Origin of the sequence: Cellulomonas sp. URHE0023 (assembly GCF_000688475.1) — a bacterium.
In the GTDB taxonomy this organism is placed as follows: domain Bacteria; phylum Actinomycetota; class Actinomycetes; order Actinomycetales; family Cellulomonadaceae; genus Cellulomonas.
On the sequence record NZ_JIAN01000006.1, the window covers coordinates 423,224 to 447,031 of the forward strand.

A 23,808-nucleotide genomic window follows, 5' to 3' on the forward strand; every position below is an offset into this window, starting at 1 on the left:
GGCCGTCACGCGACCGGCTGCCGGCCCCGGACGAGCAGGTGCTGCCGGAAGAACGCCGCGAGCTCGTCGGTGGCGTCCAGCGGCAGGACGGCCGCCACGTACTGGTCGGGCCGGACGACCACGACGCACCCCCGGCGATCCACGCCTCGCAGCTCGAAGATGTCCTCGTCCGGGTGCGTCGCGAACACCTTCTCGTAGTCGACGAGCCGGAAGGGCCCGGTCCGAGGACGGAAGAGGTCCGGCACGGCCGAGTCGTCCACGTCGACGTGGCGCTGCTGGTAGACGACCTTGAGGTCGAGGACGCTGTCCCGCTCCTCCCCCTCGGGCGTGTGCGCGAGCACGGGCGACTCCGGCGCCTCACTCATCCACTGGGCCCAGGCCGACAGCGCGGAGGTCTCCCCGGCGGGCGCGGCGTCGGCGAACGCGTACACGCGCCACCGGCCGTCGGCCCGGTGCTGGTGGCCCAGCTGCAGGGGGTTCGCGTCGGCGACCCGCACGACGGCCGCTGACGTGAACCGTTTCCCGACAGGGAAGCCGGGGGCGAGCGCCTGGTGGGTGGGTTCGGCGACGAGCACCGACGGCGGGTACTGCGTCATGAAGCCGAACAGGAACTCGGTGGTCTGCACGTAGAAGTCGGCGAGCTCGGACGGGTCGTCGAGCTCGTCGGGCTTCTTCGCCATGAGCGAGGACCACTGCTTGTCGAAGTCGATGAGGTTCTGCGCGATGACCTGGCGCTCGGCAGAGTAGGTCGCCAGCAGGCTCTCCGGGCTGCGGCCCGAGACCACGTAGCCCAGCTTCCAGCCGAGGTTGAACCCGTCCTGCATGGACACGTTCATGCCCTGACCGGCCTTGGCGCTGTGGGTGTGGCAGGCGTCGCCCTCGATGAACACGCGCGGGGTGCGCACGCCGACCTCGTCGAGCGGGACGTCGTCGAACCGGTCGGTGACCCGGTGGCCCACCTCGTAGACGCTGTGCCACGCGACGTCCTTCACGTCCAGCGTGTAGGGGTGCAGGATCGCGTTCGCGTGGGCGACGATCTGCTCGACGGTCGTGCTGCGCAACGCGTCGTGGTTCTCGGGCCGCGCCTCGCCCAGGTCCACGTACATGCGGAAGAGCTGGCCGCCCTCCCTCGGGATGAGCAGGATGCTGCCGCCCGAACCCGACTGGATCGCGCACTTGCGACGGATGTCCGGGAAGTCGGTGACGGCGAGCACGTCCATGACGCCCCATGCGTGGGCCGCGCTGCCACCCGTGGCCGTGCAGCCGATGGCTCGGCGCACGCCGCTGTGCGCACCGTCCGCGCCGACGACGTACTTCGCGCGGACGACCTTCTCCTGTCCGGCGTCGGCACCCGACGTCCGCACCAGGTGGACGGTGACCGGGCGCTCGCCGCCGGTCGCGATCTCGAGGTCGCGGAACTCGTAGCCGAAGTCGGGCGTCATCCGGGTCGGCGCGTTCGCCATGAACTCCGCGAAGTAGTCGAGCACTCGCGCCTGGTTGACGTACAGGTGGGGGAACTCGCTGATCCCGGACGGGTCGTCAGGGGTCCGCTCCCCGCGGACGATCCTCGTCGGGTCGGCCGGGTCCGGGTGCCAGAAGCAGATCTCCATCACGCGGTACGACTCCTCGGCGATCCTGCCCGCGAACCCGAAGGCCTGGAACGTCTCGACGCTGCGCGGCTGGATCCCGTCCGCCTGGCCGATCGCCAGCCGTCCCTCGCGGCGGTCGATGATCCGCGTGGTGATGCCCGGGAACTGCGACAGCTGTGCGGCGGTGATCATGCCGGCTGGTCCCGTGCCGACGACCAGCACGTCGACCTCGTCGGGGAGCTCGTCGGGCCGGTCGATCCCGACGCCTGCCGCGGGCTCGACGCGCGGGTTGCCCGAGACGTAGCCGTGGTGGTGGAACTGCATGAGACCGACTCCCCTGACGCCGATGTCGAGGTTGACGGATCGTATACTATCGCCCTGGGCCGCAACGACGCGGTCGACCTGGTCCGGGAGGCCCCGCTCGATGCCCACGGTTTCCGCACACGTCGCCGTGACGCTCGCCGCCCACGTCGACCACGTGTTCGGGGTGATGGGAAACGGCAACGCGTACTTCCTGGACGCACTGGCGTGCCAGACCGACGCGCGTTTCGTCCCGGTGCGGCACGAGGCGGGCGCCGTCGTGGCCGCCGACGCCTTCCACCGGACCTCCGGCAGGCTCGCCGCGGCGACGACGACGTACGGGGCCGGGTTCACCAACACGCTCACCGCCCTCGCCGAGGCCGTGCAGGCGCACGTGCCGCTCGTCCTCGTCGTCGGGGACGAGCCGACCTCGGGGCCGCGCCCCTGGGACGTCGACCAGATCGCGATGGCCTCGGCGGTCGGTGCCCGGACCTACACCGTGGGGCGAGCGGACGCCGCCGCCACGACCGTCATCGCGGTCGAGCACGCGCTGACCTACCGGGTGCCCACGGTGCTCGCCATCCCCTACGACGTCGCGATCTTGGACACCGGGCCGATACCCGAGACGCCGGTCCCCCGCCTGCCGGCGCCGCTCGCCGTGCGCGGGCAGTTCGCAGGCGGCGTCATCCGTGAGATCACGACGGCCCTGGCCACCGCCCGTCGCCCGCTGCTCCTGGCCGGACGCGGCGCGTGGGTGGCAGGCGCGGGCGAGGCGCTCGGAGCGATCGCCGACGCCACCGGTGCGCTGACGACCACGACCGCACTCGGACGCGGCGTCTTCCCCCGGACCGAGTTCGACCTCGGCGTCGCCGGTGGGTTCGGTGCTCGGGAGGCCATGGCACTGGTCCGGGAGGCCGACGTCGCGGTCGTCGTCGGCGCCTCCCTCAACCAGTTCACGATGCGGTTCGGCGACCTCTTCTCACCGGGCTGCCGGGTGTTCCAGGTCGACGTCGCGCCCGCGGCGACCCACCCGCACGTCGGCGGGTACGTCCGCGGAGATGCCACGGTCGTCGCGTGCGCGATCCTCGACGGGCTCCAGGGTGCGACCCCCAGCGGGTGGCGCGAGAGCGTCGACGTGGCGGCTGCACGACGGCACGAGCCCGGGGACGGTCACGCACCCGACGGGCGGCTCGACCCGCGTTCCGCGGCCGCCCGTCTCGGCGAGCTGCTCCCCGAGGACCGTGTAGTGGTCTCGGACGGCGGCCACTTCCTCGGCTGGTCGAACATGTACTGGCCCGTCACGGCACCGGACCGGATGGTGATGGTCGGCACCGCGTTCCAGGCGATCGGGCTCGGCTTCCCGAGCATGGTGGGCGCGGCGCTCGCCCGCCCCGACGCCACGGTCGTCCTCACGACGGGTGACGGCGGCGGCCTCATGGCTCTGTCCGACCTGGAGTCGGCGGTCCGGGTCGCGTCCGGGCGTGGCATCGCGGTGGTGTGGAACGACGGGGCGTACAGCGCCGAGATGCACCTCTACGGGCGCAAGGGCCTGGCCAGGGAGCCGATGCTCATCCCCGACGTCGACTTCGCCGGCGTGGCCACCGCGCTCGGCGCGCAGGGCGTCGTCGTCCGCTCGACGCAGGACCTGGAGGCACTCACGGCCTGGCGCGCCCGCCCTGTCACCGAGCGCCCTTTCCTGCTCCTCGACCTGCGGATCTCCGGCACCGTGGTCGCGCCCTTCTGGGAGGAGATCACCCGGGCGAGCGGCTGACCCGCCGCTCCACATCGCTCGCCGCCACCTCAGCCACGAGCACTCACGACGAGGCGCCGGCTCGGCGCGACGACCCACCCCAGGAGGCGACACATGGTGGAGACCAAGGTGACAGCCCAGCGACACCTGCCCGCCGACCTTCCCGACCGCATCCAGCACTACGTGGGCGGCGAGAACGTCGACTCCGCGGACGGTGCGACGTTCCCCGTCCTGGACCCGGCCTCGAACGAGACCTACCTGCATGCTGCGGCCGGCAAGCGGGTCGACGTCGACCGGGCCGTCGCTGCGGCGCGGCGAGCGTTCGACGACGGTCCGTGGCCTCGGCTCCTGCCCCGCGAGCGCTCGCGCACCCTGCACCGCGTCGCCGACATCGTCGAGTCGCGCGACACCCGGCTCGCGGAGCTCGAGAGCTTCGACTCGGGCCTGCCGATCACCCAGGCGCTCGGCCAGGCCCGCCGCGCCGCCGAGAACTTCCGGTTCTTCGCGGACCTGGTCGTCGCTCAGGCCGACGACGCCTACAAGGTGCCGGGACGGCAGATCAACTACGTCAACCGCAAGCCGATCGGCGTCGCCGGGCTGATCACGCCGTGGAACACGCCGTTCATGCTCGAGTCGTGGAAGCTCGGACCTGCGCTCGCCACGGGCAACACGGTCGTGCTGAAGCCGGCCGAGTTCACACCGCTCTCGGCTTCCCTGTGGGCCGGGATCTTCCAGGAGGCCGGCCTGCCGCCGGGCGTCTTCAACCTCGTCCACGGGCTCGGCGAGGAGGCGGGTGACGCACTCGTCAGGCACCCGGACGTGCCGCTGATCTCGTTCACGGGCGAGAGCCGGACCGGCCAGACGATCTTCGCGAACGCGGCACCGCACCTGAAGGGCCTCTCGATGGAGCTCGGGGGCAAGTCCCCCGCCGTGGTGTTCGCCGACGCCGACCTCTCCGCGGCGATCGACGCGACGATCTTCGGGGTGTTCTCGCTCAACGGCGAGCGGTGCACGGCCGGCAGCCGGATCCTCGTCCAGCGCGAGGTCTACGACGAGTTCGTCGAGCGCTACGCCGCCCAGGCGGCTCGGGTCGTCGTCGGTCCCCCGCACGAGGCACGGACCGAGGTCGGGGCGCTGGTGCACCCGGAGCACTACGACAAGGTCATGGGCTACATCGAGATCGGCCGGACCGAGGGTCGGCTCGTCGCCGGTGGTGGGCGACCCGAGGGCTTCCCGACCGGCAACTACGTGGCCCCCACCGTCTTCGTCGACGTCGCCCCCGACGCCCGGATCTTCCAGGAGGAGATCTTCGGTCCGGTCGTCGCCATCACGCCGTTCGACACCGACGAGGACGCGCTCGCGCTCGCGAACGGTGTGAAGTACGGGCTGGCGGCCTACGTGTGGACGAACGACCTGCGACGGGCTCACACCTTCGCCCAGGCGGTCGAGGCAGGCATGGTGTGGCTCAACAGCAACAACGTCCGAGACCTGCGCACCCCGTTCGGTGGCGTCAAGGCGTCCGGTCTGGGCCACGAGGGCGGGTACCGCTCGATCGACTTCTACACCCACCAGCAGGCCGTGCACGTCACGCTCGGCGAGCCGCACAACCCCACCTTCGGGAAGGGACACTGACGTGAACGCGACGTCCGACCGCATCGCGACCCCGTCGTCCCCGCCGCCGGACATCCTGCGTGCCGCCTCCGTCGAGCTCGTCGTGACCGACCTCGCAGCGTCGCGGAGCTTCTACGTCGACGTGCTCGGCCTCGTCGTGACCGAGGAGGACGAACGCTGCGTCTACCTGCGCACCTATGAGGAGTTCATCCACCACAACCTCATCCTGCGTCTGGGTCCCGTCGCCGCTGTCGCTGCTCTGTCCTACCGCGTGCGCGCGCCCGACGACCTCGACCGGGCGGTCGCGTTCTACCGCGAGCTCGGGTGCCGGACCGAACGGCGGGCGGAGGGCTTCGTGACGGGCGTCGGGGACACCGTGCGAGTCGAGGACCCGCTCGGGTTCCCCTACGAGTTCTTCCACGACGTCCAGCACGTCGAGCGCCTCGCGTGGCGGTACGACCTGCACACGCCCGGCACCCTCGTGCGCCTGGACCACTTCAACCAGGTCACGCCGGACGTGCCGCGGGGTGTGCGGTACCTCGAGGACCTCGGGTTCCGAGTGACCGAGGACATCCAGGACGAGGAAGGCACCACCTACGCCGCGTGGATGCGCCGCAAGCCGACCGTCCATGACACCGCGCTGACCGGTGGGAACGGGCCGCGGTTCCACCACGTCGCGTTCGCGACCCACGAGAAGCACAACATCCTCGCGATCTGCGACAGGCTCGGTGCCCTGCGGCTGTCGGACCGGATCGAGCGGGGCCCTGGCCGCCACGGCGTGTCCAACGCGTTCTACCTGTACCTGCGCGACCCCGACGGGCACCGCGTGGAGATCTACACGCAGGACTACTACACGGGCGACCCGGACAACCCCGTCGTCACGTGGGACGTCCACGACAACCAGCGCCGAGACTGGTGGGGCAACCCCGTCGTGCCGTCCTGGTACACCGAGGCGTCCGTGGTCCTCGATCTGGACGGCGTCCCGCAGCCGGTCGTCGCACGCATCGACGCCAGCGAGATGGAGGTGACGATCGGGGCCGACGGGTTCTCCTACACGCGGCCGCAGGATGCTCCCGACGAGCTCCCGAGCTGGAAGCAGGGCGAGTACAAGCTCGGGCACCAGCTCTGACCGGCACCCTCGCACGCGTCTGGCGGCACGCCCCCGCCGGCGCTCACGTCTCGGTGGGCTGCGGTGCGTGGCGGTCGAGGAAGGCGTAGACCTCACGCGCGTCCACACCCGGGAACGCGCCGGTGGGCAGCGCCGTGAACACCTGCTGGTGGATCCGGGCGCTCGGCCAGGAGGCGTCCTGCCAGCGCGCTGTCGCCGACGCGCGCGGGCGGCGGCAGCACGCCTCGTCGGGGCACGTCGACTGGTGCCGGTTCGTCGTGTCGCGCCCGCGGAACCACGTCGCCGAGGAGAACGGCACCCCGATCGCGAGCGCCATCTGCCCGCTCGTGCCGGAACCCGTCTGCGTCGAGCACCAGAAGGTGCCGGCCGGGGTGTCCGTGTACTGGTAGGACTCGGAGGAGCGGTCGCGCAGCGCCAGAGCGCGTCGCACACCCCAGCTGCGGCACACCGGCTGGCCCTCGATCGCACCGGTCACGTCCGTCGGCAGCGGCAGGCCGTCGTTGGCGTACGCGCGGTAGATCGCGCCGTCGCCGCCGATCCGCAGGAAGTGGACCGGGATGCCGAGGTGGTGGGTCGCCAGGCTCGTGAAGCGCTGCGCGGCCGCCTCGTGCGTCACCCCGAACGCGTCGCGCAGGTCCTCGATCGCGAGGTCCTTCTCCTTCTTGTGCTGCTGGAGGTGCGCGACCGCGGCCGACTGCGGCATGAGGGCGCACGACGCGAAGTACGTGATCTCCATGCGCTGGCGCAGGAACTCGTCGTAGGAGGTCGGTCGCTCGTGCCCGAGCACCCGGTGCGCGATGGCCTGCAGCGCGAGGGACCGTAGACCGTGCCCACCCGGGCTCGACGCCGGAGGCAGGTAGATCCGGCCGTTCGCGAGGTCGGTGATGGTGCGGGTCGAGCTCGGCAGGTCGTCGACGTACACGATCGCGAACCCGAGGTGCTCGGCCATCCGGGACACGGAGCGGTGCGTCAGCGCACCGGCCGTGTACCCCGCCTTGCGCGCCATGTCCTCGGCCAGCTTCTCGATCTCGGGCAGGTAGTTGTCCCGCGCCTGCCGTTCCAGGCGGATCTGCGTGTTCGCGCGTCGGGCCTCCTCGGGCGTCGCGACGGCCTCGAGGTCACGCCGGGCGAGCTCGGAGTGCAGGCCGACGAGCTGCTCGAGGACCGGCAGCGGCAGCGTCTTCCCGGGGCGCACCGCCGGCAGACCCAGCCGGTCGAACCCGGCCGAGTGCTGGGCACGGTCGAGCGCGATCTCCAGCGCTGCCCGCCGGGAGGGCGGTTCCGGGTTCAGGAAGTCCGTGACGCTGACGTCGAGGGCATCCGCGAGGCTGCGCAGCAGCGCGAGCCTGGGCTCGCGGCGGCCGTTCTCGATGAGCGAGAGCAGGCTCGGCGTGACGCCGACACGCCGACCCAGGTCGTCGAGGGTCAGTCCCTGGGCGGTACGCAGGTGCCGCAGGCGGCGCCCGATGGTCAGGGCGTCGGGCGAGCTCGGAAGGTCCAGCATGAACATGGCCTTTCGTCAAGAAGTGCCATTCTTACACGCGTTTCCGCCGCACAGATCGGTTCTGCCTGACGAAACATGGAGGCATCGACGAAGCCGGGCCGCCGGAGGCCCGCACAAGGAGACACCGACATGACCCTGCTGACCGAGTCCCGCGTCGTCCCCCAGACCCGCGCCATGACCCTTGCCGACGTCACCGCCACCCGGGGCGACGTGCACGCCTGGGTCGACGCCGTCGCCGAGCTGACCCAGCCCGATGCGGTCGTGTGGTGCGACGGATCCGAGCGGGAGCGGCGCGCGCTCGTCGAGCGGATGGTGCACACCGGAACGCTGCTGCCGCTCGACCCCGACCTGCGGCCGGGCAGCTACCTGGCACGTTCGGACCCGGACGACGTCGCGCGCGTCGAGTCCCGCACGTTCATCTGCTCGTCGGACGAGTCGGACGCCGGCCCCACCAACAACTGGCGCGAGCCGTCAGCCATGCGCACCGAGCTCGAGCCGGTGTTCACCGGCAGCATGCGCGGCCGCACGATGTACGTCGTGCCCTTCTCGATGGGCCCGGTCGGCGGACCGCTGTCACGAGTGGGCGTGCAGGTCACGGACTCCCCGTACGTCGTCGTCAGCATGCACGTGATGACCCGCGTGGGCCGCGCGGTGCTGGACCTGGTCGAGGCGGGCACCCCGTTCGTCCCGGCGGTGCACTCGGTGGGCGCACCCCTGCCGGACGGCCAGGCTGACGTGCCGTGGCCGTGCAACCCCACCAAGTACATCGCGCACTTCCCCGAGACCCGCGAGATCTGGTCCTTCGGCTCCGGCTACGGCGGCAACGCGCTGCTGGGCAAGAAGTGCTTCGCGCTGCGCATCGCGTCCGTCATCGGCCGCGACGAGGGGTGGCTCGCGGAGCACATGCTGCTCGTGCGCCTGACGTCTCCGCAGGGACGCCGGTACCACGTGGCCGCCGCATTCCCCTCGGCCTGCGGCAAGACGAACCTCGCGATGCTCGTGCCGACGCTCCCCGGGTGGCGCGTCGAGACGATCGGCGACGACATCGCGTGGCTGCGGCCCGGCGCCGACGGCTCGCTGCGCGCGATCAACCCCGAGGCCGGCTTCTTCGGCGTGGCTCCGGGGACCGGTCCGGCGACCAACCCGGCCGCGATCGAGACCCTGAGCCGGGACACGATCTTCACCAACGTCGCGCTGACGCCCGACGGTGACGTCTGGTGGGAGGGCCTGACGGCCGAGGCGCCCCCGCGGCTCGTCGACTGGACGGGCCGCGACTGGACGCCGGACTCCGGACGCCCCGCCGCGCACCCCAACTCCCGGTTCACCGTCTCGGCCGCGCAGTGCCCCACCATCGCGGACGGCTGGGACGACCCCGAGGGCGTGGCGCTCGACGCGATCGTGTTCGGCGGCCGCCGGGCCACCAACGTGCCGCTCGTCGCCCAGGCGCAGAGCTGGGAGCACGGCGTCTTCATGGGAGCCACGATCTCGTCGGAGCGGACAGCCGCGGCCGAGGGCGTGGTCGGCGAGCTGCGTCGTGACCCGTTCGCGATGATGCCGTTCTGCGGCTACGACATGGCCGACCACTGGGCGCACTGGCTCCGGGTGGGCGCCGCGCTCGACGCCGACCGTCGCCCGCTCGTCTTCCAGGTCAACTGGTTCCGCAAGGACGACGACGGACGGTTCCTGTGGCCCGGGTTCGGCGAGAACTCCCGCGTCCTGGCGTGGATGGTCGAGCAGGTCGACCGGGCGCGCGGCGTGCGCACGGACGTCGGAGCGGTGGGCAGCCCGGTGGGCCTCCTCCCGGCGCCTGGAGCGCTGAACACGGACGGGCTCGGCCTCGACGACGCCACGCTGGCGCAGCTGTTCGACATCGACCCCGGCTCCTGGGCGCGCGAGGCCGACCTGACCGAGGAGTTCTTCGCGGTCTTCGGTGACCGGGTACCCGCCGCACTGCACGACCGGCTGGCCCAGCTGCGCGCGGCGCTCGAGCGCTGACCGGTCGGGCCGGTCCGGACCTGGACCGGCCCGGCACCGGCAAGCGACAGGACCCGGCGGGTGTCAGGACCGGCGGGCGTCAGGAGCCGGCGGGCGTCAGGAGCCCGCAGGCGTCAGGAGCCGGCAGGCGTCAGGAGCCGGCGCCACCGACGAACCGTGCGGCCAGCGCCTCAGAGCCCCGTGCCAGCAGGGAGACGTCGGCTCCGACGAGCACGAACGACGCACCGGCCGCGAGGTAGGCGTCCGCGACCACCGGGTCGAACGCGTTGACCCCGACCGGGACCCCGGCGCCGACGACCGCGTCGAAGGCCCGACGCACCGCCGCGACGACGTCCGGATGGGTCTGCTGACCGAGCAGCCCCATCGATGCCGCCAGGTCAGAGGGGCCGACGAAGACCCCGTCGACGCCGTCGACCGCCGCGATCTGCGCGGCGGCGTCGACACCGGCGACGGTCTCGACCTGGACGAACAGCGACACGTGCTCGTCAGCGTCCGTGAGGTACCCGTCGACGCGGTTCCACCGCGCGGAGCGCGCGAGCGCCGATCCCACGCCACGGCGACCGCGCGGCGGGTAGCGCACGGCGTCGACCGCCGCGCGTGCCTCCTCGACGGACGAGACCATGGGCACGAGCAGGTTCTGAGCGCCGAGGTCGAGCACCTGCTTGATCGTCACGGCGTCGTTGCCGGACACCCGGACGACCGGCGTCACGGGGTACGCCGCGACCGCCTGGAGCTGGGCGAGCACCGACCCGAGCCCGTTCGGACTGTGCTCCATGTCGATCAGCAGCCAGTCCAGGCCCGCGTCCGCACAGATCTCGGCGACCAGCGGACTGCCGCTGCACACCCACATGCCCGCGAGCGGGCGAGACGCCGCGGTCAGCACCGCGCGGAACGTGGGGCTCAGAGGAAGCGGCACGAGATCGTCCCCAGAGGTCCGTAGTCACACACGATGCTGTCGCCGCACGACACCCAGACCGGTCGGGTGAACGACCCGGCGAGGATGAGCTCGCCGGCCGCGAGGTGGGCGCCGTGCTGGTGGAGCTTGTTGGCGAGCCACGCGACGCCCGCCGCCGGGTGGTTGAGCACGCCCGCCGCGACGCCGGTCTCCTCGATCGTCTCGTTGCGGTAGAGCAAGGCCGAGACCCAGCGCAGGTCGAGCTGGTCGGGTGCCATCGGCCGACCGCCCAGGACCATCCCGCCGTAGGCGGCGTTGTCGGCGATCGTGTCCACGATCGTGCGGCCTTCGAGCTCGATGTGGGAGTTGAGGATCTCCAGGGCAGGCGTCACGTACTCCGTGGCACGCAGCACGTCGAACACCGTGCAGTCCGGACCCTGGAGCGGCTCCGAGAGCACGAAGGCGAGCTCGACCTCGATCCGCACGTTGGAGAACGCGTCGAACGGGATGACGGAGCCGTTCTGCCACACGGTGTCGTCGAACATCACGCCGTAGTCGGGCTCGGTGATGCCGGTCGCCTGCTGCATGGCGCGCGACGTCAGCCCGATCTTTCGACCGACCAGGCGCCGGCCGGCCGCCAGGTTCTTGTCCCGCCACACACCCTGGATCGCGTACGCGTCCTCGACGGTCGCGTCGGGGTAGCGGGCGGTGATGCGGGCGACGACCGATCGAGCGCGCTCGGCGACGGCAAGCTCGTCCGCGATCTCGGTGATCGTCTCCGCGGGCAGCATCCCTAGCTCCTCTCGGGCGTCTGTGCCATGTCGCGTCAGAGGTCCGGCAGGTCGAGCGACTCGCCCGGGTGCTCGTGCTCGAGGAAGGCGGCGAGCGTGCCCGAGCGGTGACGCCGAACCGCCTGCTCGATCTCACCGACCGGGGCGCCGCGCTCGATCAGCACGAGGATGCCCTCATGCTCGCGGACCGACTCGCGCGCTCGTTCGGGGACGAACGCGAAGATCGAGTCACGCATGTGCCCGAGCCGCGCCCACTCGGCGTCGACGATCTCCAGCAGCCGCGGGTTGGCGCACCTCGAGTACAGGATGTGGTGGAACTCCTGGTTCAGCGCCGAGAACCTCCGGGGGTCGAACTGGTCGAGGGAACTCGACATGAGGTCGTTCACGGCGCGCGCACGGCGCAGGTCGTCGCCCGTCAGGTTGCGTGCCGCGAGCGCCGTCGCGGCACTCTCGAAGATGGTCATGGCCTGCATGGCGTGGCGGTACTGCGTCTCGTCGATCATCGAGACGCGTGCTCCGACGTTGCGCTCGAACGTGACGAGCCCTTCGGCCTCCAGCTGGCGCACGGCCTCTCGGACCGGCACCACGCTCATGTCGAGCTCGTTGGCGATCGTGCCGAGGACCAGCCGGTAACCCGGGGTGAAGTCCTGCTGCGCGATGCGCTCCTTGATCCACCGGTACGCGGCCTGCGACTTGCTCACGCCGGCCGTCACGCTCACCGAGCTGCGCGCCATGCCTCGTACCTCGCTCTCCATTCCGCGTTCATGGGGAACAAGCCGTGTACCGGGTTGCCGGCCGCCACCTGGTCCGCGATCCACGCGTCCTCGTCCTCCTGCGCGAGCGCCGCGTCAACGACCGCCTCGGCGAGCGCGGGAGGCAGCACGACGACGCCGTCGGAGTCGCCGACGAGGATGTCGCCGGGCTGGATCGTGGTCCCGCCGCACGCGACCGTGACGTCGCTCTCCCAGGGGACGTGCCGACGGCCCAGGACGGCCGGATGGTTGCCGGCGGACCACACCGGCAGGCCCACGGCGGCCACGGCGTCGGCGTCCCGCACCCCGCCGTCGGTGACGATCCCGGCCGCACCCCGAGCGTGTGCGCGGATGGCGAGAACGTCTCCGAAGGTCGCCGAGCCGGTCTCGCCGCGGGCCTCGATCACGAGGACCTCGCCGGGGGCGACGGTGTCGAACGCGCGCTTCTGCGCGTTGTACCCGCCGCCGTGCTCCTGGAACAGGTCCTCGCGGTTGGGGACCAGTCGCAGGGTCTTGGCTGTTCCGACGAGCCGGGTGCCGGGGGTCAGGGGACGCACGCCGTCGATCGTCACGGTGTTCAGGCCGAGCTTGCGCAGCTGCGCCGAGAGAGCCGCGACGGGTGCTCGCACGAGCTTGCCGTGGAGCTCGGGCGGGATCCTCGGTCCGAGGCCGGCCGAGGTCCGTGATCCCCACGCCTCGGTGCGCTGACGGTCGTCGACGGTCGGCAGCGAGCCGAGAGTGTCGTCGAACGCCACGTGCCCGTCGGTCACCGTCGTCACGAGGCGACCCGTGCTCGGCGCACCGGACGCGTCCGGTGCGTCGACCTCGACCTCGACGACGTCGCCGGGGACGACCACGCTCGATCCGGCGGGTGTGCCGGTGAGGAGGACGTCCCCGGCCTCGAGCGTGAGGTGCTGCGAGAGGTCCGCGACGATCTGGTCGAGCGGGAACAGCAGGCCGGCGGTCGTGTCGTCCTGCGCGAGTCGCCCGTTAACCCACGACCTGACACGCAGGGCGCCGGGGTCGACGGTACGGGCGTCGATGAGGCGTGGGCCGACGGGCGTGAACCCGTCGCCGCCCTTGGACCGCAGGTTCGAGCCGTTGTCGTTTCCGCGCAGGTCGTACAGGCCGAGGTCGTTCGCTGCGGTGACCCAGCCGACGTGGCTCCAGGCCTCGGCACGGCTGATGCGGCGCGCGGTCGATCCCATGACGAGAGCGACCTCGCCCTCGAAGGCGAGCAGCTCGGTCCCGGCGGGCCGCTCGACGACTCCCCCGGACGCCGCCAACGAGCTCGACGGCTTCAGGAAGTACGACGGGTGAGCCGGCCGTCGGCCGCGCTGGTCCGCGCGCGAGGTGTAGCTGAGGTGGACGGCGATGATCTTGCCCGGCCGTGCGGGGAGAGCGCCGAACGGCTGACGTGCGGCGATGCCGACCTCGTCGTCGGCCGTCGACTCGCTCTCGGACATCCGCGAATCATATACAATCCCGCATCCGGGCGCTACGGGCGCGCCGCGACACCCTTCGACGGCCCGATGACCAGCGGCACCACGCAGCGGCTCGGTCGGTCTCGGCTGGGCCGCTCAGCACTCGGCCAGGAGCCGCGCGCAGAACTCGATGAGGTCCTCGTTACCGCCCAGCACGTCACGCTCGGTCATCGTGTACTGCTCCTCGCCCGAGACGCCGATGTCCTCGATCGCGAGCCCCGCGGCGGCGCCGGACCGGGTGGCGCGCCGCACCGAGACGGAGTACCCGATCCCGGGCGGCCGCGGCGGCAACGGCAGACCGGCGACGTGGTAGGCGTACTCGATGTCGTCGTGGGTCCACACGTTGGCCCCGCCTGCGCCGGTGCCCGCGCCGACGGACACGATCTGCCCGATGGCATGGTCCGCCATCCCGGCGGCGAAGATGTCGCCGCTGGAGAACGTGGTCGGGTCGACGACCACGACGACCGGGCCGCTGTACGCCACAGCACGGCCGTTGCAGCGGTCCGGGTCTGAGATGGGCAGGTGCTGGGAGTGCCCCTCCCCCAGCTCCATCGCCGTGCGGACCGATGCCGCCCAGTCCGCCAGGTCGGCTCCGTTGCCGTCGGCCTCGGCGAGCGCGGCGACCGCGGGCGTGGCGCGCAACGCGAACCGGACGGGCTGGACAGGCTTCGTCGTGAACAGCTGAAGGAGGCGTTCTGCCACCTCGATCACCCCGCCCGGGTTCGAGCGGACGTCGACGACGAGACCACCGGGAGGCATCGCCCGCAGCACCCGGTCGACCTCGTCGAGGAACTCGTCGCTGTGGCTCACGTCGAACGTCCACAGGCGCAGGTACCCGACGACTCCGTGGCTCGTGGGGACCTCGCGGGCGGAGATCGCGTCCGGGAGTGCGGTCTGCATCCACTCCGACGCCCTCGCGACCCGCTCCACCCCGGCGGTCTCCTGCTGCCAGAGCACCGGCTGGAAGAGCAGCTTGCGGGACCGTCGAGCGGTCTCGCTGATGGCGTCGACCGCCCGACGGGTGCGCAGCTGCACCGTGTCCGAGCCGGCTGAGGCCGTCGACGGCTCGATGGCACGCCACTCGAACCGGATCGACCGGTCCGGTCCGTCGGTGCTCGCGAGCTCCCGGTAGCCGATGTCCACCCAGAGCTCGTCGGGCTGCGGCAGGAACGCGAGCGGACGCTGGGTCAGCGTCTCGAGAGCGCGGGCGCGGCGGGCGTCGGGCCGGCCCCCGGTGAGCGTGTCGGCGTACAGGTCGACGGCCCGCGAGAAGGGGATCCCGTTCCACGTCGTCACCCGGACACCGGGCACGAAGCCGTCGCGGGGGTCGCTGACCTTCGTGACCACGTAATCGGGTGACAGGTGCTCGCCGTACACCTCGACGAGGAACGGCAGCGTCGCCACGTACGACCGACGCCGCGGGTCCGGGCCGTGCAGGTACAGCTGGGTGTGCTGGTCGCGCAGCCGGTTGATCACGAGCGTGAGCTCGCGCAGGAACTCGGCCGAACCCAGGTACGGGATCTGGCGACGCAGCGCGAGCAGGGCGCGGACCGGGTCGTACCCGTAGAGCGCCTTCTTCTGGTCGTGGTGCACGTACAGGTCCGTCATCAGCTGGCACCACAGGTCGATCAGGTCGTGACGCTGCGGCACCGACAGCTCGACCGGCGGCTCGCAGGGGTCCTGCGGTACACCCGGGACCTGGCGCAGGGCGCGTCCACGCCGGGCCTGCTGCGTCGAGTCCTGCAGCCGGCTCACAGCCCGAACTCCCGCCTGAGGCCCGCCAGGATCCCCTCCTGGATCGGGTTCGCGTCGAGCGCGTCGAAGAACGCCCGGTCGTGCTCGATCGGTGGCACGGGCGGGATGGTCACCGAGGTGGGGTCCTTGGGTGGCCCGGCCCGGCCCGTGCGACGCGTGTCGGGCATGTCGAGGAACAGCTCGAGCGCAGCGTCGTCGGCGAACCGCGGTCCCGCCGCTGCCCGGGCCGAGGCGTCGGCGATCGCGCCGGAAGGGTCGGACTGCACGGTGGTCAGGGCGCCCACGATGTCGTCCCAGGCCCAGGCGCGACTGGTGTCGGTCGGGTCCGGCAGCGCGACGCGTCGGCGACGGCGTCTGACCGCCATGGCGAAGCTCGGGGGTGCGCCCGCGGCCAGCATCAGGTCCTCGTCGCCGTAACGGGGCACCCCGCCCACGACGACGAGCTCGACGTGCTGCTCGGTGGCGGCGAGCACCTGGTGCCACGCATCCCCCGGGCCGTGCCCGCGCACGACCGTCACGTCCGCGAACCCGCCCGGCACGAGCCGGCCTACCGGTCGACCCCAGCACCGAGCCAGCAGGTCACCGGGGTTGGACGTGACCATCTGGACGATGTCCCGGTCGGTCACGGAGTAGCCGAAGTGGCGGGCCGCGAGCCGGGCAGCCTTCATCTCCCCGAGCAGGTTGCGCGTGCCCGACGGGCCCCAGTCGGAGCCGAGGCACACCCGGACCCCGCGCGACCGTGCGTCGTCGACGAGCGTCGTGTCCCTGTACAGGACGAGGTTCGAGAGCGGCGACCACACGACCCCGCCCGCGTGCGGTTCAGCCCACTCGAGCCAGTCAGCGGGGCCCAGGGCGCAGCAGTGGATGCCGATGAAGGTGGGCAGGAGCCCGTCGTCGCTGCGCAGGTCGGTGTAGTCCCGCCGGACGCGGGAGTCCTTCTGGCCCTCGGCGCAGTGGTAGATGAACCCCGAGCCGTTCGCCATCCGGCGGACCGCAGTCAGCAGGGCGTCCCCGGTCTTGGTTGCCACCGAGGTGTAGATCAGGTCGTCGCCAACCTTCCCTGCCCGCCCCGCGCGCTCGTCGTCGACGCTGCGCATCACGATCTGGTAGCCCCGGTTCGACGACGGCCAGCCCTGCGCCGACGTCGCACCGCCGGCCATCTCCCGCACCTGCACGTATCCCAGCAGTGCCTCCGGGCACGCCTTGGCGTAGGTCCAGGCGGGCTCGGTCACCGACTCGGTGTACGTGTCGGCCTGCGTCCAGTGCTTGTTGTGCAACCACGGCTCGGACCGGTGCGGCTCCGACCACAAGGGCAGGGCGTTGTAGGCGAGGTGGTTGTGCATGTCGATGAAGCCCGGGAGGACGATCGAGTCGCCGACGTCGACCCGCTGCGCGTCGGCGAAGCCGTCGACGGGCCGGTCGTCGAAGGTGACGTCGACGATCGTGTCGTCGCGGATCCACACCCGGCCGTGGCGCGGCTGGTCGGGCGCATCGCCCACCATCGGGGCGACCTGACCGGTGATCACGAGCTGCGACATGGGCCACCCCTACAGCGCGGGCCAGGTGCGGAACCGGGTCGGCACCGTCACCGTGATCGTCGCCCGCTTCTTCTGCGTGTCCTCGCCCGTGCGGGCGGCCCACGCGTCGAGGTCGCCCATCCACGCGGGCAGCCCGGGGGGCAGGTCCGCGTCGGGGATCGGCGCCAGGTCCTGCGCCGTGATCGTCGTGCCGTAGTGCCGTAGCGCCACCGGGACGTCGGGCGTGACGGCCCCGTGGAGTGCGTCCAGCGCCTGGTTCCAGGACTCGCACAGCTTCTGGAACGCCGCCGCCTTCGTGATGGTCCCCGTCGCGCTCGCCGACTCCGGGTAGGTCGGGTGCCGCACGGTCGCGTACGGGGCACGGCTCGACGCACCGAGCGGCGTCGTGCGCCAGGCCTGGTACGCCTTGTCGGCCAGCTGGCCGAGCGAGATGACCGCCTCGATCTGCTGGTCCTTGACGGTCGCGTCGATCCACCGGTTCCTGTACCGCGTGATGTCCGGGTCCGCGATGTGCTTGGCCCCGCCGCCCTGGCCGTAGACCGAGTACAGGAACGTGTTGATGAAGACGTAGCTGCGGGTGATGCCGAGCCGCGCCAGCAGCCCCTGCGCACGCTGACCGGCCTCACCGACCAGGATGCGTCGCGTGATCGTCTCGTGAGCCGCAGGGTCCTGGCCGATCACCAGGACACGCGCCGAACCGTCCAGGCGGCCGCGATGGAAGATCGGGCCCCACTCGACGCGGAAGGCGTCGGCCGGATACACCGTCTCGGCCGGATAGCTCAGCACCAAGGGCCGGTAGCGGCCCCGGTATCCCGGGTCGAACTCGCGCGCCATCGCACTCTCCTCCCGCTGCCCCATGATCGCGCCCTGGCTCGTCGGTCCACCAGAGCCGTGGTCCTCGCTGCCCCGAAAGACAAGACCGGACGGCGGGGGCAGAAATACGGGTGCACCGGCGGAACGGTCTTCGGGTCGGGCACCTGACGGCGGCCCCGTACTGCTGCCCGCGCGACTCCGTGCCGGCGCGCGCCCGCACCGGGCGTCGTGCGAGGCTCTCGACGAGACCCGACGCAAGGAGATCGCCATGGACAAGACCGTTCCGACGGCTGAGCTCGCCGTCGCGGACATCCCACCCGGCGCGTCGCTCGCCGTGGGCGGCTTCGGTCTGGTCGGGGTGCCCATCGCGCAGATCCGCGCGCTGCTCGCCCTCGGGGTCGACGACCTGGAGGTCGTGTCGAACAACTGCGGGGTCGACGGCTGGGGGCTCGGTCTGCTGCTGTCCGCGGGGCGCATCCGGAGGGTCGTGGCCAGCTACATCGGCGAGAACAAGGAGTTCGCGCGGCAGTACCTCAGCGGTGAGGTCGAGGTCGAGCTCGTGCCGCAGGGCACGCTCGCCGAACGCCTTCGGGCGGGCGGCGTCGGCATCCCTGCGTTCTACACCGCAGCCGGAGCGGGCACCGCGGTCTCCGACGGCGGGATGCCGCTGCGCTACGCCCCCGACGGGTCGGTCGCGCTGGCGAGCGAGCCCAAGGAGCTGCGACCGTTCGCCACCTTCGGCCGCAACCGCGAGTACGTCCTCGAGCACGCGATCCGCACCGACTACGGGCTGGTCCGTGCCGCGGTCGGCGACCGGCACGGGAACCTGCGGTTCGAGAAGTCGACCCGCAACTTCAACCCGCTCGCGGGGATGGCCGGACGGGTCACGATCGCCGAGGTCGACCAGCTGGTGGAGCCGGGCGAGCTCGGGCCCGACGACATCCACCTGCCGGGGATCTACGTCGACCGGGTCGTCCTGCTGAGTCCCGAGCAGTCGGCGGACCTGCCCATCGAGAAGACCACCGTCCGCGTCCGCCCTGAGGAGTCCTGATGCCGCTCACACGCGACCAGATGGCCGCCCGCGCGGCCCGCGAGCTCGAGGACGGGTCCTACGTGAACCTCGGCATCGGCCTGCCGACGCTCATCCCGAACCACCTGCCGCCCGGCGTCGAGGTGGTCCTGCACTCCGAGAACGGCGTCCTCGGCGTCGGCCCGTACCCGTGGGAGGGCGAGGCGGACCCGAAGCTGATCAACGCCGGGAAGGAGACCGTCACCGTCCTGCCCGGTGCCGCCTACTTCGACTCCGCCGCCAGCTTCGGCATGATCCGCGGCGGTCGGGTCACGCACGCCATCCTCGGAGCGATGCAGGTCTCGGCCGGTGGCGACATCGCCAACTGGGCGGTGCCCGGCAAGATGGTCAAAGGCATGGGCGGCGCGATGGATCTGGTCAACGGCGCGGCACACGTCCTGGTCGTCATGGAGCACGTGGCCAAGGACGGGTCCGCGAAGATCGTCGAGCAGTGCACCCTTCCGCTGACCGGCCGGGCCTGCGTGGACCGGATCATCACCGACCTGGCCGTGCTCGACGTGACCGAGGGCGGGCTCCGGCTCGTCGAGCTGGCCCCCGGGGTCACCGTCGACGAGGTGCGCGCTGCCACGGGTGCGTCGTTCGAGGTCGCCCTGGAGGACACCTGACGCGCCGGGCGGCAGGCACGTCGGCTCGCCCGTCAGCTCGCCTGGGCGAGGAGTCCCCGAAGGTGCGCCAGAAGCTCCCCGCGGGTGCGCAGGTCGAGGCGCTGCCGCATGCGGGCCACGTGGTGCTCGACGGTCTTCGGTGAGATGTACAGCCGCTCGGCTATCTGTCGGTAGGTCCGGCCCGCGACGACGAGTCGCGCGACCTCGAGCTCCCGCTCGCTCAGTACCCCGGCGCCCGCGACGGCCAGCACACCGTCGCCCGGTCGAGGATGACGGGCCGTCGGGGCGCGCGACTCCTCGACGGCGGGCCGCAACGAGCGGGCGAGCTGCAGCAGGGCGACCATCGACGCACGGTCGGGGGTTCGTGCGGCGGCGTGACCGACCAGCCGCGCGCCGTCCCACGACATCCCCAGGGCCACCAGCCGGCGTGCGGCCCGTTCCACGGCCGGTGGGTCGACGCGGGCGCCGAGGACGTGGAGCCACACCCGGCCTGCGTCCGTGAGGACGTCGGCGTAGTGGCTCAGAGGCGATGCCGCCGCCAGCGCCCTGGCGTGCCGCGCGAGCCAGTCGGGACGCTCGGCCACGATCGCCACCTGGATCCCGTACCAGTGGTGCGGCGCGGACCAGAGCACGGGCCGGCCCAGACCGTCGAGCAGCGCCTCGGCCCGCTCCAGGTACGGCGCGACGTGCGGCCCCTCGTCGAGTCGCGCGGCCGCCACCGCGATCTCGCCGAGCGGCAGGAGCCCGAAGAGGTCGGCCGGACGGCGGACGAGCGTGTCCAGCGCCGCGGGCCACGCCTCCACGAGCCCGGCGAGGTCGTGAGCGCGACGAGCGACACCGAGGTCGATCGCCCGCGCGAAGAGCTCGTCGCGCCCGTTGGCGGGGCCGGTTGCCGCTCGGGCAGCGAGGGCGGCCTCCTGCACCGCCTCCTCCAGACGCCCGTCGACCATCGCCACCCACGCGAGCAGCAGCCGGTGCCGCGGCTGCGCCACGGGTCCACCGAGACCGGAGGCGATCGCCTCCCGCAGCGTCGACTCGGCAAGGGCGCCGGCCCCGCAGTGCAGGGCGACGAGCGCGCCGAGCGCCGCCGGGGTGTCCGGCAGCAGCGCACCACGCCCCCGCGCACGGAACATCGCCGCCGACTCCAGAAGGGTCGGCAGGGCGGTCGTCCCGTCACCGTCGAGCGACTGCTGCACCCCGCGCACCATCGCCTCGCGCGACCCCTCGGCGAGGCTCGGCGGGCGCCCGCTCGACGGCCAGTCCGGCAGCCGGCCGGCTCCCTTCCCGGTGGCCAGCGCGGCGAGCGACCACAGCTGCGCAGCCCCGGCGTGGCCACGGTCCGCGATCGGGCGGTAGACCGCCGCCGACCGACCGACCAGACCCTCGTGCGCGAGCGCCGCGCCGAGCACCTCGGCGGCGGCGGCGGCCCGTGGGCCGTCGGAGTCCGCGAGCGCCTCGTCCGCGAGTCGCGCGGCAGTCCGGACGTCACCTGCCAGTGCTGTGCTGCGCGCGAGGTCCACCGTGAGGTCTCGGCGGTCGGCGCCGGCGGCCACCGCGTCGTGGAAGAGTCGCGCGGCGCGCCCCGGGTCCCGGTCGACCTCGCTCCGGGCCGCCCGCGTCCGTAGCGCCGCGAGGAGCGGGTGGTGCATGGTGACGCCCGTCGTCCGCCCGACGATCTCCAGGTCGGGAGCACCGCGTTCCTCGAACCCGCGCAGGACCGCCTCGAGCACGGCAGACGCACGCGCCGGGAGAGTCGTCGCCAGCACTGCCTCGCGCACCGCCGGCACGACGGTCCCGTCCGGCGAGAGCAGGCCGCTGACCCGGACGTGCTGGAGCGCCTCGATCACGACGGCCGGGCTCTGCCGCAGCACCGTCATCAGGAGTCCCGCTTCGGCGCAGGCCCCCAGGGCGAGTGCCAGCACCACGTCGCGTACCACCGGCAGCTCGACGTCGGTCACAGCCGCGAGCCGGCGCACCGGGTCCCAGGCGGCCAGGGCAGCTGGGCGCTCCCACGGCTGCGGATCCACACCGTCCGCGCAGTCCAGCACCGCGTCGACGAGGCACAGCAGGCCCCCTGTGCGCGACGTGAGCGAGTCGACCGCCGCACCGTCCAGCTGTACGCCGAGCCTGTGCTGCGCCCGAACCGCGACCTGCGTGCGGTCGAGCGGCTCCAGGTGGACGGTCGTGCCGAGCTGCGTGATGAGCTCGCGCAGCTCGCCGAGCCCGCGCTCGACCGGCCACGGCCGGAACGCGACCGCCACCTGCGCGCCAGGGCGGTGCGCCTCGGCGACGATCCGGCGGACCGCGTGGTCGTCGAGCGCGTGCACGTCGTCGACGACGAGCGGGACGCTGTCGTGGCTCGGGCCGGCCGGTCCCTGCCCTGTCCGGGCGTAGAGCCGCTTCAGCGACCGCAGCGCGAGGGTCTTGCCGCTACCTCCTGGACCTGCAACGGCTACCAGGCGCGGCGCTCCGGGATCGACGCTCACGCTCCGGAGCAACCGTTCGACCTGGAGCACGCCGCGCACGTCGCCGTCGTCGGGGTCCATGCTCGCTCCCACCGCGCGTCACGCGCGGAGCATCGGCAGCCATGACCGGTGCGCGACCGCCATGGTCGTCCGCGCCGGTCTGTGCACACGTGGACGCCGGCTTCTTCGGCGCCGTCCGCGCTCGGTATCGCACGGGTAGTCGGTTCGGGTCGGGGCCACGTCGCTGGGCCTCCTCGACGAATGATGCTCCCCCCTGGGGGAATTGGCACCGTCTGGCCTGATTGAGCAGCGCTGGGCCTGCCCTGTGCGGCATGCGCGGAAGGGTGCCCGCACCGCTGGTCAGCGACGCGTGAGACGCAGGCCGGCGAGCGTCGACCGGCCTCGGAATTCACCCTGGTGGGAGCAGTGCTGCGCTGTTCGGCCCGCGTGCACACTGGGCGATTCCCCTAATGGCTCGTCCGCGGTAGGGGGGCGGCCCCCGATGGCCCTGCGCCGCCCGCTGCCTAGCGTCGGGACCAGCCGACCCAGACTGGACGGCCCAACGAAGGGAGCACCATGTCCACCGTCGCGAGCACCCTGCTCGACTTCATCCTCAACCTCCTGCGCGACCCCGAGACCGCGCAGGCCTTCGCCAACGATCCCCAGGGCACCCTCGAGGACCACGGCCTCGGCGACATCACGTCGGTCGACATCGACGACATCATGCCGGTGCTCATGGACGCGTCGACGTCGAGCTTCGACCGGTCCTACAGCACCGGTGGGAACACCCTGGGAGCCTCGCAGTCGTCCTCCGGCGGCGGCGGCTCGGCCGGCGGAGGCTCCACGGACGACGGTTCGGACGACGGCGGCAGTGGTGGTGGCTCCGGGGCGAGCGCGGCGTCGCTGGCCGGCGGCGGCAGCCTCGGCGTCAGCGCCGTCATCCCGCAGCTGCAGCAGGTGTTCCAGACGTACACGTACAACACGACGTCGATCGACGACCGCGACACCGTGGTCGACTCGTCGATCAACCAGACCATCTGGGCAGACGGGGACGTCGACCAGATGTTCGACCTGGACACGGTGACCGCCTCCGGCGGCGGCGTCGCGGCAGGCCGCGACCTCTCCGGCACCGCGGTGGTGGGCGACAGCAACGTCGTCGGCCACGACAACGCGGTGGGGAACACCGACAACTCGAACCAGGGCAACACGAGCGGCTCGTACAACCCGCAGGACTCCTACAACGACAACTCCGACAACTCCCTGGACGACCACAGCGACAACTCCGACGACGACGGCGTCGACAACGACAACTCCGGCAACGACAACTCGACCGACAACCACACCGACAACTCGCTGGACGACCACAGCGACAACTCCGACGACGACGGCGTCGACAACGACAGCTCCGGCAACGACAACTCGACCGACAACTCGGACGACGACGGCACCGACGTCGACAACTCGGGCAACGACAGCTCGACGGACGACCACAGCGCCGTCGACGACCACAGCGACAACTCGCTGGACGACCACTCGGACAACTCTGTGGACGACCACAGCGACAACTCCCTGGACGACCACAGCGACAACTCCGACGACGACGGCATCGACGTCGACAACTCGGGCAACGACTCGTCGACGGACAGCTCCGACGACGACTTCATCGACGACGACAGCACGTACGTCGACATGCCCGACGAACCGATGGACGCCGACGTCTGACCGCTCCACGGCCGGCCGGT

Annotated in this window: 17 protein-coding genes; 7 read left to right on the top strand and 10 right to left on the bottom strand. The window is 72.0% G+C overall.

Annotated features, from left to right (window positions below):
- Positions 1-5: 5 nt before the first annotated feature.
- Positions 6-1,913, bottom strand: coding sequence for an FAD-binding monooxygenase (locus N553_RS0111280; protein WP_028046604.1), 1,908 nt, complete (start codon positions 1,911-1,913; stop codon positions 6-8).
- Between the two features lie 100 nt (positions 1,914-2,013).
- Here N553_RS0111280 and N553_RS0111285 point away from each other — a divergent pair, with 100 nt between their 5' ends.
- The 3 genes from N553_RS0111285 (at position 2,014) to hpaD (ending at position 6,379) form a co-directional block, all read left to right on the top strand.
- Positions 2,014-3,660 (top strand): thiamine pyrophosphate-binding protein, encoded by a 1,647-nt coding sequence (locus N553_RS0111285; RefSeq protein ID WP_028046605.1) that lies wholly within the window; start codon positions 2,014-2,016, stop codon positions 3,658-3,660.
- Positions 3,661-3,753: 93 nt separating this feature from the next.
- On the top strand, positions 3,754-5,271 hold the full coding sequence (hpaE, locus tag N553_RS0111290) for a 5-carboxymethyl-2-hydroxymuconate semialdehyde dehydrogenase (protein WP_028046606.1): 1,518 nt from the start codon (positions 3,754-3,756) through the stop codon (positions 5,269-5,271).
- 1 nt (position 5,272) lies between these two features.
- On the top strand, positions 5,273-6,379 hold the full coding sequence (gene hpaD, locus N553_RS0111295) for a 3,4-dihydroxyphenylacetate 2,3-dioxygenase (protein ID WP_028046607.1): 1,107 nt from the start codon (positions 5,273-5,275) through the stop codon (positions 6,377-6,379).
- A gap of 43 nt (positions 6,380-6,422) precedes the next feature.
- Here hpaD and N553_RS0111300 read toward each other — a convergent pair whose 3' ends face one another.
- Complete coding sequence (locus N553_RS0111300) at positions 6,423-7,889, bottom strand: helix-turn-helix domain-containing protein (RefSeq protein WP_197030017.1); 1,467 nt, start codon at positions 7,887-7,889, stop codon at positions 6,423-6,425.
- Between the two features lie 168 nt (positions 7,890-8,057).
- Here N553_RS0111300 and N553_RS0111305 point away from each other — a divergent pair, with 168 nt between their 5' ends.
- A complete protein-coding gene (locus N553_RS0111305) occupies positions 8,058-9,878 on the top strand; it encodes a phosphoenolpyruvate carboxykinase (GTP) (RefSeq protein ID WP_028046609.1) in 1,821 nt (606 codons plus the stop codon).
- 130 nt (positions 9,879-10,008) lie between these two features.
- On the opposite strand, the gene N553_RS0111310 is transcribed toward N553_RS0111305, so the two are convergent.
- The 7 genes from N553_RS0111310 to N553_RS0111340 all read right to left on the bottom strand — a co-directional run bounded on the left by N553_RS0111310 (position 10,009) and on the right by N553_RS0111340 (position 17,927).
- The gene (locus N553_RS0111310; protein WP_028046610.1) at positions 10,009-10,794 is read right to left on the bottom strand and encodes an HpcH/HpaI aldolase/citrate lyase family protein; all 786 of its coding nucleotides are present in this window, start codon (positions 10,792-10,794) and stop codon (positions 10,009-10,011) included.
- A complete protein-coding gene (gene hpaH / locus N553_RS0111315; RefSeq protein ID WP_028046611.1) occupies positions 10,779-11,564 on the bottom strand; it encodes a 2-oxo-hept-4-ene-1,7-dioate hydratase in 786 nt (261 codons plus the stop codon). Before hpaH ends, N553_RS0111310 begins: the two co-directional genes overlap by 16 nt.
- 35 nt (positions 11,565-11,599) lie before the next feature.
- The gene (locus N553_RS0111320; RefSeq protein ID WP_051640087.1) at positions 11,600-12,298 is read right to left on the bottom strand and encodes a GntR family transcriptional regulator; all 699 of its coding nucleotides are present in this window, start codon (positions 12,296-12,298) and stop codon (positions 11,600-11,602) included.
- Positions 12,280-13,782 carry a fumarylacetoacetate hydrolase family protein gene (locus N553_RS0111325; protein ID WP_028046613.1) on the bottom strand — a complete coding sequence of 501 codons (1,503 nt, stop codon included), beginning with the start codon at positions 13,780-13,782 and terminating at the stop codon, positions 12,280-12,282. The genes N553_RS0111320 and N553_RS0111325 overlap by 19 nt, the downstream gene beginning before the upstream one ends.
- Before the next feature lie 114 nt (positions 13,783-13,896).
- A complete protein-coding gene (locus tag N553_RS22325; protein WP_051640088.1) occupies positions 13,897-15,555 on the bottom strand; it encodes a S41 family peptidase in 1,659 nt (552 codons plus the stop codon).
- Complete coding sequence (locus N553_RS0111335) at positions 15,552-17,093, bottom strand: amidohydrolase family protein (protein WP_051640089.1); 1,542 nt, start codon at positions 17,091-17,093, stop codon at positions 15,552-15,554. Before N553_RS0111335 ends, N553_RS22325 begins: the two co-directional genes overlap by 4 nt.
- A 9-nt stretch (positions 17,094-17,102) precedes the next feature.
- A complete protein-coding gene (locus tag N553_RS0111340) occupies positions 17,103-17,927 on the bottom strand; it encodes a uracil-DNA glycosylase family protein (RefSeq protein ID WP_028046615.1) in 825 nt (274 codons plus the stop codon).
- A gap of 247 nt (positions 17,928-18,174) precedes the next feature.
- On the opposite strand from N553_RS0111340, the gene N553_RS0111345 reads away from it, so the two are divergent.
- Positions 18,175-18,957, top strand: a complete 783-nt coding sequence (locus N553_RS0111345; RefSeq protein ID WP_034621812.1) for a CoA transferase subunit A — start codon at positions 18,175-18,177, stop codon at positions 18,955-18,957.
- Positions 18,957-19,601: a CoA transferase subunit B gene (locus tag N553_RS0111350; protein ID WP_028046617.1), complete on the top strand. Its 645-nt coding sequence runs from the start codon at positions 18,957-18,959 to the stop codon at positions 19,599-19,601. The genes N553_RS0111345 and N553_RS0111350 overlap by 1 nt, the downstream gene beginning before the upstream one ends.
- 32 nt (positions 19,602-19,633) lie before the next feature.
- Here the strand turns inward: N553_RS0111350 and N553_RS22330 are convergent, their stop codons facing one another.
- Positions 19,634-22,147, bottom strand: a complete 2,514-nt coding sequence (locus N553_RS22330) for a helix-turn-helix transcriptional regulator (protein WP_051640090.1) — start codon at positions 22,145-22,147, stop codon at positions 19,634-19,636.
- Positions 22,148-22,642: 495 nt separating this feature from the next.
- Between N553_RS22330 and N553_RS25085 the strand changes: the two genes are divergently transcribed.
- Complete coding sequence (locus N553_RS25085) at positions 22,643-23,788, top strand: IniB N-terminal domain-containing protein (RefSeq protein WP_051640091.1); 1,146 nt, start codon at positions 22,643-22,645, stop codon at positions 23,786-23,788.
- Positions 23,789-23,808 lie beyond the last annotated feature (20 nt).

Bases quoted from the DNA above. Each gene is read 5' to 3' on its own strand.
- N553_RS0111280 (WP_028046604.1), bottom strand. From the start codon at position 1,913: ATGCAGTTCCACCACCACGGCTACGTCTCGGGCAACCCGCGCGTCGAG.
- N553_RS0111285 (WP_028046605.1), top strand. From the start codon at position 2,014: ATGCCCACGGTTTCCGCACACGTCGCCGTGACGCTCGCCGCCCACGTC.
- hpaE (WP_028046606.1), top strand. From the start codon at position 3,754: ATGGTGGAGACCAAGGTGACAGCCCAGCGACACCTGCCCGCCGACCTT.
- N553_RS0111300 (WP_197030017.1), bottom strand. From the start codon at position 7,889: ATGTTCATGCTGGACCTTCCGAGCTCGCCCGACGCCCTGACCATCGGG.
- N553_RS0111305 (WP_028046609.1), top strand. From the start codon at position 8,058: ATGACCCTTGCCGACGTCACCGCCACCCGGGGCGACGTGCACGCCTGG.
- hpaH (WP_028046611.1), bottom strand. From the start codon at position 11,564: ATGCTGCCCGCGGAGACGATCACCGAGATCGCGGACGAGCTTGCCGTC.
- N553_RS0111320 (WP_051640087.1), bottom strand. From the start codon at position 12,298: ATGGCGCGCAGCTCGGTGAGCGTGACGGCCGGCGTGAGCAAGTCGCAG.
- N553_RS0111325 (WP_028046613.1), bottom strand. From the start codon at position 13,782: ATGTCCGAGAGCGAGTCGACGGCCGACGACGAGGTCGGCATCGCCGCA.
- N553_RS0111335 (WP_051640089.1), bottom strand. From the start codon at position 17,093: ATGTCGCAGCTCGTGATCACCGGTCAGGTCGCCCCGATGGTGGGCGAT.
- N553_RS0111340 (WP_028046615.1), bottom strand. From the start codon at position 17,927: ATGGCGCGCGAGTTCGACCCGGGATACCGGGGCCGCTACCGGCCCTTG.
- N553_RS0111345 (WP_034621812.1), top strand. From the start codon at position 18,175: ATGGACAAGACCGTTCCGACGGCTGAGCTCGCCGTCGCGGACATCCCA.
- N553_RS0111350 (WP_028046617.1), top strand. From the start codon at position 18,957: ATGCCGCTCACACGCGACCAGATGGCCGCCCGCGCGGCCCGCGAGCTC.
- N553_RS22330 (WP_051640090.1), bottom strand. From the start codon at position 22,147: ATGGACCCCGACGACGGCGACGTGCGCGGCGTGCTCCAGGTCGAACGG.
- N553_RS25085 (WP_051640091.1), top strand. From the start codon at position 22,643: ATGTCCACCGTCGCGAGCACCCTGCTCGACTTCATCCTCAACCTCCTG.